We start from the raw sequence: 13,420 nt of genomic DNA on the forward strand, positions 1-13,420 counted from the left end.
GTCAGTTGGGTTGAATTAGAAACCAATGTTTACACCTACTACATACCTTCTTTGGAATGGATAACTATAACCCTTACCTACTCCTCTAGACTGGCTAACAGCTGGGTTGTATTGAATGGCATCATTAACTGCTTCAGGATCGAAGTAATCTTTCAAGGCAGACCACTCCATCAGATTTTCTCCACTCACATAGATTCTAAGGTTACTAATTCCTATTCCACTTGTAAGTGCCTGTGGTAGTGTATAACCCACTGTTAAGTTTTTCAACCTTACGTATGCTGCACTCAGTAAATAATCTGTTTGAGGGATACCTAAACCTTGAGCCTGATCTATTCTCTCACCAAGGTTTCTATCTGCTAACCATGACTGTAAGTGAGGATATTTAGCATCTAAATTTTGATCAGCAAGGCCAGCATCTAGATATGACTGAGAGTGTCTATCTCTATCTGCACCAGTTTCTGATTCAGCTCTGTAGAAATCGAACAAGTGATAGTAACCTCCGGCATAAGGCTGCTGATAGAAGCCCCAATACAAGTAGTCTAATGGGTAGTAATCTCTTTTTCCAATTCCTTGAACTAGTCCGCTAATATCAAACCCATTCCAATCGGCTGCAAAGTTGAACCCGAAGCTGTAGCGTGGTGCCTGATTACCAATCACCGTTAAGTCTTTAGTATCATCAAGAGTCAAACCCTTTTCAATTACTCCATTACCATCTAAATCTTTGTACTTCATCCATCCTGGCACAATTGAAAGCGCTCCCCATGGAATAATTCCTGTTTGATCTAAAGCAGCAATTTCATCGGTACTCTCAAAGAAGCCATCGTTTACCAAGCCCCAAATCTGACCTAGCTCCATACCTTCATAATACTGAGTGATGCTACCTGTAGGGTTATCGAATCGAGTGATGTAAGACCTGCTATCGGAAAGAATACCCGTAAGATTAAAGCTCAATGGTTTACCAGCTAAACTAACCTCGCCTTGATAACCTAGTGACAATTCCCATCCGTTGGTCTTCAAGTCAGCGGCATTTTCTCTTGGTTCAGTTGCACCAAGTACGTTTGGCAACTCTTTACCCAAGGTGAGCATATCTTTTGTATCTCTTCTGTATATATCGAAAGAGGCCGTTAGGCGATTATCCATAAAAGCCATGTCTACACCAAAGTTGGTGGTTACTACCTTTTCCCAAGTGAAGTTGCCGGAAACCAAAGGAGGAGAAGAAATTTCTAGAGGAAGACTGCCATCAATTAAATAATTGCCTTGGTAAGCACTCATTGTGGCAATATAATCGTACGGACCAATGGCCTGATTACCCAAAGAACCAACAGAAGCTCTTAATTTCAGCTGACTGAATACATCAGAAAGCCCGTCCATGAAGTTCTCCTCATCTACTCTCCATGCCACAGAAGCCGAAGGGAAGAAACCCCATCTTTTGTCTGATGGAAATTTTGAAGAACCATCATATCTACCGTTGAATTCAACAATATACTTTTCATCAAATATGTAGTTCAATCTATAGAACAAGCCTCTCACAGCCCATTCAGAGATACTTTCATTTACAAATTGATCTCCAGTAGCCAAGGCAATAGTTGGTAATGAGGCAGAGATAACGTTATATCTTTCTGCACTGAAAGAGTTGTATCTGTAGTGCTCTTGGTTAAATCCGGCAGTAGCACTGAAGTCGTGTCTACTTCCTACCATCTGATTGAAATTTAAGTAAGAGTTGAACACATAGTAGTTATCAATAGCATTTGAGCGGTAAGCTCTGTTGTCTCCTTCTTCTCTTACATCGCCAGGGCCATAGCCAATCTGGTATTTAGTTCTGTACCAATTCCAATCTTGTCTTCCTCTTCTAAAGGTGAAGTCATTATTCCAACTCAGCTTATTTTTAATGAAATCGATTTTGGTAGTAAACTGAGACTGTAGACTGCTGTACTCTGTAATACTTTCACCACCATCGGTTAGCTGCGCACCAATTCGACCCGCGCCAGAATTAGCCCAAGTACCATCAGGGTTAATATTCCAAGAAGTAGGGAAAACGTCATAAATAGCACCCAAACTCAATTGAGAAGGCTCTTTTCTTTCGGTAGTTGTCAAGTAAGTATTGTTTCCTACAGTCAGCCAGTTGGTAGGCTTAAAATTGACCTTACTTCTTACTGTGTATCTATCGAAATAGTCTTCTGCAAGTCGTAACACACCATTTTGACGGCTATATGAGGCTGAAAGTAGGTAATTCACGTTTTCTTGCCCTCCGCTAACTGATATCTGATGGTTGTTAGAAACTGTATTGTCTTTTAAGAAATAGTTAGTCCAATCTCTATCTCCCATATATTCCCAAAGCGATTCATCAGAAGGGTTTATTCTTACACCCGGAACTGAAGGATCTTCAGATCTCTGCTTGGCGTAATCGTAGTACTGATCATTATAGTTCACATTATCCCATGGGGTATTATCTGTAGAGGTTTCAAGAAGCCTAGAGTAGATATAAGGGTCGGTAACTTTGTTTGGCGTAACGGTTGGTCTATTGAAGGATACATAACCAGTGTAGTTCACCTTTACTTTGCCCTCTCCATTTTTTGTGGTGATAAGCACCACACCAAAAGCAGCCCTTGCACCATAAATTGCAGCAGCAGATGCATCTTTAATAATGGAGATTGTTTCTACATCTTGTGGAGCAATTCTATTCAGTTCTGCAGTGCTAGAAGGGACACCATCAATCAGAATGAGCGGATCGCCACCGTTGATTGAAGTAATACCTCTAATGTTAATGTTAGAATTGGAACCAGGGGCACCAGAATTGTTCATAATGTTTAGGTTTGGTACAACCCCCTGAAGCCCCTCAGTAACATTACTGATAGGTCTTTTCTCAAGTTGCTCTGCATTCACCTGATCTACAGCGCCAGAAAGGTTTACTTTCTTTTCAGTGCCATAACCTACCACCACCACTTCTTCAAGCATGGTCATGTCTTCTTCAAGCATAATGTTGATGGTATTTCTATTGCCAACTGTTACTTCTTGGTTTACAAAACCTATTGAAGTAATGAGAAGCACAGATTCAGAACTGGCCACTGTAATAGTGTAAGAGCCATCTTCGGCAGAAATAGCTCCATTGTTGGTCGTTCCTTTTTCAAACACAGTTACTCCGAAGAGTGGAACGCCATTAGCGTCAGTAATCTGCCCCTGAACTCTTCTGGATTGCGCAAAGGCAGAAGAACTCAAAGTCAATAGCACAAGAAAGCAACCTAGGCCCGTCATGAAGGCTCGGCTGTTTCTTAATTCTTGGTAGAGTCGTTTCATAGAGTTTTTCGAATTAGGTTTTAATAACTCAAAGGTAGGTGGCCAGTATTAAGTGGGAGTTAACCGGGATTTAATTTTAATTGAACAGTCAGTCAATTTATTATACAGATATTCAACGCGAAAATCACTGACAACACATGGGAAGAAAAAGCATTAAAGACATCAGACAGCAAGAAATTGTGCGTGCCTTGTATAAAACAGCCAAAGCTGAAGGCCTACACAATGCGTCAATTAAGAAGGTAGCGGATGAAATGAATGTTAACCCAAGTTTAATTCTGCACTACTTTAAAACCAAAGAGGATTTGATCTTCGCTCTCATCGATTATATTCTCAACAGATACCTTAACATATATACAATAAAGAGTAATCGATCTGCCATAGATCAGCTAATGGAGGTATTGAATAATATCTTCTCCAGAAAATGGAACACCTTGGTCAGTGACGATGTGTACTACAACTGCTTTACACTAATTTTTAGAGATCCGTTAATCCAAAAGAAATACAGACAGCTACACGATTCACTGAGAGAATCACTTACTGAACATTTAGAAGCCTGTATTGACGAAGGTTCTCTTCAATTGGACGATCCTAAAATAACAGCCAACCTTATCTATACGATTCTTGAAGGGGCCTATTTTTACCTATGCATGGTACCCGATACCCAGACCAGAACTGAGGTGATGGACCAGCACAAGAAACACGCCTTTGCCATTTTAGGCATGGAGTATAAGGAGGCTTAGTCTTCTTGATTAGCCAAGATTGGTGTTAAAACCAATCTAATTTTCACATCTATTCTTCAGTAAACCACATAGTACGTTTCACACATCTGCAGATTTCTTAAATAGATGACACAGAGGAAGTTAACCTGGCCCACTAACTTTAACCTTATACGATTTCCGAAAAGAGACCATGCCATCAGTATTGAAACTAGCTTCGCTTCTTAGGCTTGAAAGCTACTAATTGCCTCCCACAGAGGTAAATAATAAACTCCTGCTGATGGCAGGCCTCTTGCTACTTTCACTAATCTTTTAGCCCCACTCTTAGCGCCCATTCTATACATAGTTCATTCATATAGAGAATATCTTTCTCAAATAGAAAGCAAAACCAATAAGCACAGCAAACACACAAACTTTTTATTAACTGATTTACAATAGGTTACAAAACACCTAGAGACTCGGCACTCTCTTTGGACTTCTATTGCCGAACCAAAAAATCAAAAATTATGAGTGCAACAACAGACAAGCTGAAAGGCAATTGGAATATTATCAAAGGAAAATTAAAACAGAACTATGCTGATCTTACTGATGATGACCTTACTTACACAGAAGGTCAAGAAGACGAGCTTTTGGGCCGTATTCAGAGAAAGACTGGAAAGACTAAGGACGAGATTAAGGACTTTATCGATTCCATCTAATATCTACCTCAGATAAGATTGATAGTTGATTATTAACCATAGCCCGTTTTCGGGCTATACAAACCCTATAGAACTTAAAATGGAAAACCTTACAAATAAGAAAGTTGCTATTTTGGCAACCAACGGATTTGAAGAATCTGAATTAACCTCACCTAAAGCTGCCTTAGAAAAAGCCGGGGCAACCACAGAAGTAATCTCTATGGAATCTGGCTCTATTAAAGGTTGGGATAATGGCAACTGGGGTAAAGAAGTAGATGTAGATAAGCTACTTTCTGAAGCAAATGTAAAAGATTACAATGCTTTAGTACTTCCTGGTGGAGTCATTAACCCAGACATCCTCAGAAGAGATGAAAATGCTGTCTCTTTTGTTCGAGACTTCTTTAAAGCACATAAGCCAGTTGCGGCCATTTGCCACGGACCTCAAATGTTAATTGAAGCGGATGTAGTAAACGATAGAAAAATCACTTCATTCCCTTCAATTAAAAAGGACCTAATGAATGCAGGTGCCAAATGGGTAGATGAAGAAGTAGTGGTAGACGAAGGTCTAGTTACTTCTAGAAGCCCTGAAGACTTAGAAGCCTTCAATGCCAAAGTAATCGAAGAAGTGGCCGAAGGTAAACATGAAGACCAAACTGTGTAATCTACAGTAGTTGCTTGATTAATGAGTGTCCCAACATTGTTTGGGACATTCCTTTTTATACTGAAAAAACTTAAATTACCTCTAAACCCCTCCTACCATGAAAAAGCCCGACTTCTCTCAATTGAAAGCCATCTACATTAATTGCACGCTTAAAAAGTCTCCTGAAAAGAGCCATACTGAAGGACTCATGAGTCGTTCGAAAGACATTATGCTCAAAGAAGGTGTAGCCGTAGATGAGCTTCGTTTTATCGATCATGATGTAGCTATTGGCATTTACCCAGATATGACAGAGCATGGTTGGGAGAAAGATGAATGGCCAGAACTCAAGGAGAGAATTTTGGCTGCTGATATACTAGTAATTGGCACACCTATTTGGTTGGGAGAAAAGTCTTCTGAAGCCCAAAAACTGATCGAAAGGCTATACAGCTTAAGCGGACAAACAAATGATAAGGGGCAATACCTATACTATGGAAAAGTAGGTGGCTGTGTAATTACAGGTAACGAAGATGGGGCCAAACATTGTTCAATGTCAATTCTGTATGCACTTCAGCACATTGGTTATTCTATTCCTCCACAGGCCGATTGCGGATGGTTGGGCGAGATAGGCCCTGGACCGAGCTATTTAGATGAAGAGTCTAATGCATCAGAAAACTCATTTACCAACCGTAATACTACCTTTATGACTTACAATATGCTTCATCTAGCCAAAATGCTGAAAGAAGCCAACGGTTACTCAGCCTACGGAAATTCTACAAAAGAGTGGAACAATGGAGAACGCTGGAATTTCGAGAATCCAGAATATAGATAAAACGCTATTTTCATTATCTTTTGATGATGAAAATAGACACCAGCAAATATAAAGTTTGGAATTGGAAGCATCCGTATATGCTTCATTGGATTATCAATCCTGGCTTAGCTTTCAATGAACTGGTTTTAGGCCAAAGAGTTGCTAAAACCCTTTTAGTAGAGAAAGACAAAAGTAAATCTTTAGCAGAAGCAAGCTTTGTTCCTTGCCCTCACTGTAATGCTTTACACGACTCCCGAACTTGGTCTACTCAAAATAATACTGCTTTCAAAAATTGGTTTGGTCTCTACTGTCCAAACTGTGGAGAAACAATCCCTTGCTTTCTCAACCTTACTTCAGCCATAATTTTGGTATTAACCTACCCCGTTTGGGGTTGGTTTAGAACTAGAATGAAGCAAAAATGGCTTATTAAACAGTCAGCAAGATTTTCTTCAATTGATATGGAGAGTATAACACCCGAATTTTCTAACAAGAACTGGATAAAAATGGGGCTTATTTGGGGACTACTTATGTTCGTTTTTATGACTCTAGTTTCTCCTTGGCTCAGTGGAGAATCGATAACACAAAAGTTTATATTGGGTTCCTTAGTGATTTGGACATTAGCAGGTTTAGCTTTCGGTTATACCATGCATAAATTGATGAAAAGAAAATTGCTAACTAAGGCATAACCATTAACTACTGGTTTTTCTACATTATGAACTCTCCTGCCAAATCCATCCGCCCATTTATTGGAGCCAAAGACTATGAAGCTTCAAGAGCCTTCTACCGAGACTTTGGTTTTCAGGAAATTGAGATCTCACAAGATATGTGCGTCTATAAACTGGACGGAAACATCGCATTCTACCTTCAGAAATACTTTGTAAAAGACTGGGTTGAAAACACCATGCTCTTCCTTGAGGTAGAAAACACAGAACATTTTCGCCAAGAGCTACTTCAAAAGAATCTGGCAGAAAAGCATCCAAGAGTAAGAATATCTGAAATCAGAGATGAACCCTGGGGGCGCGAGTTCTTTGTACACGACCCCTGCACCATACTTTGGCATATTGGAGAGTTTCACAAATAGATTTATTCTATAAATTCGCTTTATGACAACCACCCCAGAACATGATCAGCGCATAGCCCAAATGACCTTCTCTTCAGTGTATCCCCACTATGTAACCAAAGTGGAGAAAAAGGGACGGACTGTTGATGAGCTTCATGAGGTAATTGAATGGCTGACTGGCTTCGATGAACCTACGCTCGAAAAGCACATCAGTAGCAAAATCACCTTTCAAGATTTCTTCGCACAAGCTAAACTTCACCCTAACGCAGAATTGATCACAGGTACTATCTGCGGCTACAAAATTCAGGAAATTCAAACACCTCTTACCAAACAGGTTCGCTATTTAGATAAACTGGTAGATGAACTAGCAAAAGGCCGAAAAATGGAGAAAATATTAAGGCAGTCTTAAGGCTTTAAGACAAACAAAATAGAAGCTATCGGGTTTGTTTTTAGGTAGATGTTATTGTCTACCTTTTGATTTTTAAGCTTACATTTTTTCAACTCAATGAATGCGCTTCAAATCGTTCTGATAGTTCTTAGCTGGATATTTATTCTAGGTGCTATTCTTCCCTCCTTTCGAATCACGCATTGGTCTGTGCGCAACTTCGACTTCATTAGGGTTCAGCTTATCCCAATCAAGCTTTTGATCTTAATTGTAAGCTTATTTGTTCTAGACCAAGAATCCACCCTTGGCATGGTGACCATGGCCACACTGCTAATTGCGTTATTGTATCAAATAAAAATCATATTCCCTTATCTCTCTTTGTTCAATAAAAAGAAGTGGCCAAACGCAAAGTCGAATACCATTTCTATTATCAGTTCCAACGTATTACAGGAGAATGATAACTGCGACAAATTGATAGCATTGGTAAAAGAACATCAGCCAGATATTTTACTCACTTTAGAAAGTAATGCTAAATGGGAAAAAGCTTTGAAATCCATAGAAGAGTATTACCCTTCAACGAAAAAGATTGCCTTAGAAAATCGGTATGGAATGCACTTTTATACCAAGCTTAAAGTAAAACAGCTCACCGCACACTTTCTGATTTCTGAAGAATTCCCTTCAATAGAAGCTCATTTGGAGGATTCCGAAGGCAATGATTTCATTTTCTGGGGTGTGCACCCGCCTCCTCCAAGCCCTACGGAAGAAGAAACCTCTAAGAAGAAAGATGCCGAGCTAATGAAAGTAGCCAAGAGAGTAGCTAAATGCGAACTACCTACTTTAGTGATTGGCGACTTCAACAATGTAACCTGGTCTAGAAGTTCGAAGGCATTTGCCAAAGCCTCTAACCTAACCGACCCGAGAATTGGTTACGGCCTTTGTTCTACCTTTCCTGTTAACAATAAATTGATGAGGTTCCCTCTAGACCTGCTGTTCTATTCTGATGGAATTGAAATCAATAAGCTGCAAAGAATGAGCGACATCGGATCAGACCACTTCCCGTTACATTCACAGTTCACAATTATTTCAGAAGAATTGAAGAATTCGAAGTCCTTGTCTGAAGAAGAAAAAGAAGAAGCCGAAGAAACAATTAAGGATGGTGAAGAAGAAGCTCAAGAAGAAAAAGCTTCATAAACCTACCCTCTGTTGCTTCTAGGGTTAGAGCACGGTGTATTTATAATCGGTAAAAATCTCAAATACAACTGTAGAACAGCCCTTTAGATTAACATAATAAACGAACCACTAACTAAGAGCTTTCGATTTATAATTGAAAAGAATGCACTCACATTTCTACAAGGTGAACCTTTCACAAACTTGAATTAGCAACTATTGCTAAACACGCAAGTCAATGCATAAAGCGGGGCAAAAGTTTGTCAAAGGTCTTTTGTTATGCAGCAATTCACCAATCACCCAGTTTCCCTAATGATCCGTGACCAACTAACTAATCTTCGATTGTATCGAGGATTCAAGAACAGTCGATTTGTAATCTACAAATGACGCCAAAGCCTATAACCTTTAAAAAATTTGAGTTAACAACTATTGGTTAACACAAAAACTAGTGCATAAATTAGAGTAAAAGTTTGTCAAAGGCCTTTTGTTATCACCCAATTTCCCAGTTCTCTCGATTGCATAGAGGATTTAAGAACAATCGACTTGTAATCAACAAGAATACACTAAAAATGCTGCAAGGTTACCTTTGACAAACTTGAGTTAGCAACCATTACTTAACTCAAAAACTAGTGCATAAATCGAGGTAAAAGTTTGTCAAAGGTCTTTTGTTATGCACCAATTCACCAATCACCAAGTTCCCCTAATGACCAATGACCAACTAACTAATCCTCGATTGTATCGAGGATTCAAGAACAGTCGCTTTGTAATCGACAAATGACCCTAAAGCCTATAACCTTTGACAAACTTGAATTAGCAACTATTGATTAACACAAAAACTAGTGCATAAATCGGAGTAAAGGTTTGTCAAAGGTCAATTGCCACAACTAATTCACCAACTTCCCTAATGACGAATGACATTTGACTTATTCACCAATATCCAGAGTACCAAACACATACTATTTTCCTAGTGATAACAATCAAGTCATATTAAAAGCATACCTTTGCCGCTCGAATTGAAGAGCCCGTATGAAGAGCATCAGAAATATTGCCATTATTGCACACGTTGACCACGGTAAAACAACCTTGGTAGACAAAATTATTCACGCATCTAAATTATTTAGAGAGAATCAAGAATCAGGTGAGTTGATTCTGGATAACAATGACTTAGAGCGTGAAAGAGGAATTACCATTCTTTCAAAAAACGTTTCCGTTACATACCAAGATGTAAAAATCAACATCATTGACACTCCTGGTCACGCAGACTTTGGTGGTGAAGTAGAACGTGTATTGAAAATGGCTGACGGTGTTCTCCTTTTGGTAGATGCCTTCGAAGGTCCAATGCCTCAAACAAGATTCGTATTGAGCAAAGCCCTAGGTTTAGGCCTTACGCCAATTGTTGTGGTAAACAAGGTAGACAAAGAAAACTGTCGACCTGATGAGGTTCATGAGCAAGTGTTCGACCTGATGTTCAACCTAGACGCTACTGAAGAGCAGTTGGATTTCCAGACCATGTATGGTTCGTCTAAAAACGGTTGGATGAGCGATGACTGGAAAAACGAAACAGACAGCATCACTCCTCTTCTAGACAAAATATTAGAGACTATTCCTGAGGCACCAAGCCCTGAAGGAACTCCTCAATTCCAAGTAACTTCATTAGACTACTCTTCTTACGTTGGTAGAATTGCTATTGGCCGTGTTTACCAAGGTAAACTGGAGGAAGGAAAGTCAATGGGCTTAACTAAGGCTGACGGTTCTATTCAAAGAGTAAGAATCAAAGAACTTCAAGTGTTTGAAGGGCTAGGTAGAGTAAAAGTCTCTGAAGTAAAAGCTGGTGACCTTTGTGCCATTGTTGGACTTGAGGACTTCGAAATTGGTGATACTTTGACCGACTTCGAAAACCCAGCTCCACTCCCACGTATCGCTATCGATGAGCCTACAATGAACATGCTCTTCACCATCAACAACTCTCCTGGCTTTGGTTCAGACGGTAAGTTTGTTACCTCTCGCCACTTGAGAGACCGTTTGATGAAAGAAGTTGAGAAGAACCTTGCATTGAGAGTTCAATCGACTGATTCTGAAGATAAATTCTTGGTTTATGGCCGTGGTATTCTTCACTTGTCTGTTTTGATCGAAACAATGAGACGTGAAGGTTATGAGCTAATGGTAGGTCAGCCGCAGGTAATCTTCAAAGAAATTGACGGTAAGAAATGCGAGCCTATAGAAACACTTGTGGTAGATGTTCCAGAAGATGTTTCGGGTAAAGTAATTGAATTGGCTACCCAGAGAAAAGGTGAGCTAAAAATTATGGAGCCAAAAGGAGATCAGCAGCACCTTGAGTTTGAGATTCCTTCAAGAGGGTTGATCGGTTTAAGAAACAACGTACTTACTGCTACTGGTGGTGAGGCTGTTATGAACCACAGATTCCTAGATTACCAGCCTTTCAAAGGCGAAATCAAAGGTAGAATGAACGGCTCGTTGATTTCAATGGAAAATGGTCCTGGTACAGCTTATTCAATGGATAAACTTCAGGACAGAGGTTATTTCTTCGTGGCTCCGGGTGAAGACCTTTACACAGGTCAGGTAATTGGTGAGCACAACCGTGAGAATGACATTGTGGTGAACGTTCAGAAAGGTAAAAAGCTGACTAACATGCGTGCTGCCGGTTCTGATGACAACTCTAAAATTGCTCCTCCACGTAGATTCTCTTTGGAAGAAGCGATGGAATACATTCAGAAAGATGAATACTTGGAGATCACGCCAAAAGTAATCCGAATGAGAAAAATCTATTTAGATGAAAACACTCGTTTGAAGATGGCTAAGAGCCTTGGATAATTGAGATAACAACGTATAATATATAGTGGCCACATTGCAAAATGTGGCCATTTTTATTTGGCAAAGCTATATTAGCAAACTAGTTCACAAAGCAATGCTGACTAACCTCATTGGGCAGTTCAATTCACACAACAGGTGCTAAAAAGATAAGAAGTTACCGTAAGGTGAACGTTGGTTACCAAAGATGACAGGCTAATTAAGATAAGTATCAAATACCTCTCTGATTTCCGATGTTTTGGGGCCAAAAGCTCTATACTGAACCAACTCACCTTTTTTATTGAAAAGTAGGTATCGGGGAATCTCATTAATCTCTAGCTGAGCTAAAAAGCTATTATTAGCCGCCTCTTTATTTACCATGAAGGAGTTAGGGTAAGAAGAGATTTCCGCCTTATCCATTCCCCATAACCATCTTTCATACTCTGTATCAATTGAAATATAAATGAATGATATAGCCTGATCTTTATAAGTGGAGGCTAAGTCTTTAGAATAAGGCATGGCAGCATAACAAGGAACACAATGACTTGCCCAAAAATCAACATAAACCAAACGCCCTCTATGCTTTTCTAAGAGTTTATTAAAATCAAACTGTTCATTACTAGTATTGATGAGACTCAGCTGTAATAAAGAATCAGAAAGATTCGCAAATTCAAAATTTCGTCTACCCCACTCTTTAATTTCAGCGCTTAGTGCATAACGGTGTTTATTCAGTACATTTTGAACCAAGAGTGGATTACTTACATCTTCAGCAAACTTCTTTAAGTAAGTTTCGGAATCCTTCTGGGGAAAATGCTCGATAATAAGTTCAATGTTTTTGGTTAGCAGACGATCAATCTCACTTTTTGCTAAAAACTCATTCGTCTTTAAGGAGTCGTAAACCCTTCTATAATCAGGATACCGCCTATTGACTTCCTCTATCCAACCTACTCGACTATAATAGGTCTTGCGTTCTATGTAGTCGAGTATTGTATTATAGTAGCCAAATCTCGCTAAGTCTACTTCTGACGTACTCTGAATATCCCATTCGACCAAGGTATTTTCGGATCCACCAAAATTTTCTCTCAGATATTCATTATATCTATACTCGTTAAATTGATTTAAAACTGATGCCCTCTTGAGATATAAAGACTTTGCATCCTCCCCCATTAGTCCTTGGCTTACTAATGAGTCAAGCAGTAATATTTCTCTTTCCAGCTGACTCCTTCCTTCTTCTAATGCATCTTGATAAATTTTCGACCGAATATCTTTCTGCTTTAAAGGATCTCGAATGGTTATATACCCCTTAACTGAACTAACAGGACTTACATTAAACTTGCTATTACCATCAAGCGCTTTGAAATCATCTAGTAAATAGTTCGATCTAATAAAATCATAGTTGAGTTCTTCATAGCTGACCTCTCTATTGAGAATCTCCGCCTTCGGGAAATCCTGATCGTAGGTAAAAAGCACTGTATCGCCCTTTTGAACAATAAAACTCAGGTGTCTGTAAAACTTATAGATATGATCCAATTCCAAAAACTCCCCTTTGGTTTGAAAAACAACTGTATCTAAAGTTGGAATCTGCTTAGTCTTGTAGCTAAGCTTCCATAACTCACTATTTATGGCTGTAATTTCAAAATCATCGGCAGTAGAACTATAAACTCCAGTTTCTGGATTTTCGGTACTACTATAATTCGGGCATTTGTCAATTATTAGAACAACCTGATCTAGAGCAGTATTATTTCTATCATCAACCTGAGGCTTTTTACATGAACTGATGCAGAAGCAAACAAGGATTGTTAGGAGAGTTAGGCTTCGGAAATAGCTTGTAGAATTGACCATCTATGAATAGTGTGTATGTACTT

11 protein-coding genes are annotated in these 13,420 nt (G+C 39.2%); 9 read left to right on the top strand and 2 right to left on the bottom strand.

Annotated elements, in window-relative coordinates; genetic code table 11:
* Nucleotides 1–15 precede the first annotated feature (15 nt).
* Nucleotides 16–3,294 (bottom strand): SusC/RagA family TonB-linked outer membrane protein, encoded by a 3,279-nt coding sequence (locus AWW68_RS15685; protein WP_245660254.1) that lies wholly within the window; start codon nt 3,292–3,294, stop codon nt 16–18.
* Nucleotides 3,295–3,431: 137 nt separating this feature from the next.
* On the opposite strand from AWW68_RS15685, the gene AWW68_RS15690 reads away from it, so the two are divergent.
* The 9 genes from AWW68_RS15690 to typA all read left to right on the top strand — a co-directional run bounded on the left by AWW68_RS15690 (nt 3,432) and on the right by typA (nt 11,579).
* Nucleotides 3,432–4,034, top strand: coding sequence for a TetR family transcriptional regulator (locus AWW68_RS15690; protein WP_068222995.1), 603 nt, complete (start codon nt 3,432–3,434; stop codon nt 4,032–4,034).
* 482 nt (nt 4,035–4,516) lie between these two features.
* On the top strand, nt 4,517–4,708 hold the full coding sequence (locus AWW68_RS15695; RefSeq protein WP_068222998.1) for a CsbD family protein: 192 nt from the start codon (nt 4,517–4,519) through the stop codon (nt 4,706–4,708).
* A gap of 79 nt (nt 4,709–4,787) precedes the next feature.
* A complete protein-coding gene (locus tag AWW68_RS15700) occupies nt 4,788–5,348 on the top strand; it encodes a type 1 glutamine amidotransferase domain-containing protein (RefSeq protein ID WP_068223001.1) in 561 nt (186 codons plus the stop codon).
* Between the two features lie 97 nt (nt 5,349–5,445).
* A complete protein-coding gene (locus AWW68_RS15705; protein WP_068223004.1) occupies nt 5,446–6,156 on the top strand; it encodes a flavodoxin family protein in 711 nt (236 codons plus the stop codon).
* 23 nt (nt 6,157–6,179) lie between these two features.
* On the top strand, nt 6,180–6,821 hold the full coding sequence (locus tag AWW68_RS15710; protein WP_245660255.1) for a hypothetical protein: 642 nt from the start codon (nt 6,180–6,182) through the stop codon (nt 6,819–6,821).
* A gap of 26 nt (nt 6,822–6,847) precedes the next feature.
* Entirely contained in the window at nt 6,848–7,216 is a 369-nt protein-coding gene (locus AWW68_RS15715; protein ID WP_068223007.1) for a VOC family protein, read from the top strand.
* 22 nt (nt 7,217–7,238) lie between these two features.
* Complete coding sequence (locus AWW68_RS15720) at nt 7,239–7,604, top strand: DUF2200 domain-containing protein (protein ID WP_068223009.1); 366 nt, start codon at nt 7,239–7,241, stop codon at nt 7,602–7,604.
* Nucleotides 7,605–7,700: 96 nt separating this feature from the next.
* The gene (locus AWW68_RS15725) at nt 7,701–8,771 is read left to right on the top strand and encodes an endonuclease/exonuclease/phosphatase family protein (protein WP_068223012.1); all 1,071 of its coding nucleotides are present in this window, start codon (nt 7,701–7,703) and stop codon (nt 8,769–8,771) included.
* Between the two features lie 1,002 nt (nt 8,772–9,773).
* Nucleotides 9,774–11,579, top strand: coding sequence for a translational GTPase TypA (gene typA, locus AWW68_RS15730; protein WP_068223015.1), 1,806 nt, complete (start codon nt 9,774–9,776; stop codon nt 11,577–11,579).
* Nucleotides 11,580–11,771: 192 nt separating this feature from the next.
* On the opposite strand, the gene AWW68_RS15735 is transcribed toward typA, so the two are convergent.
* On the bottom strand, nt 11,772–13,397 hold the full coding sequence (locus AWW68_RS15735; RefSeq protein WP_068223018.1) for a TlpA family protein disulfide reductase: 1,626 nt from the start codon (nt 13,395–13,397) through the stop codon (nt 11,772–11,774).
* Nucleotides 13,398–13,420: the final 23 nt, after the last annotated feature.

This window comes from Roseivirga spongicola (genome assembly GCF_001592965.1).
Classification (GTDB): domain Bacteria; phylum Bacteroidota; class Bacteroidia; order Cytophagales; family Cyclobacteriaceae; genus Roseivirga; species Roseivirga spongicola.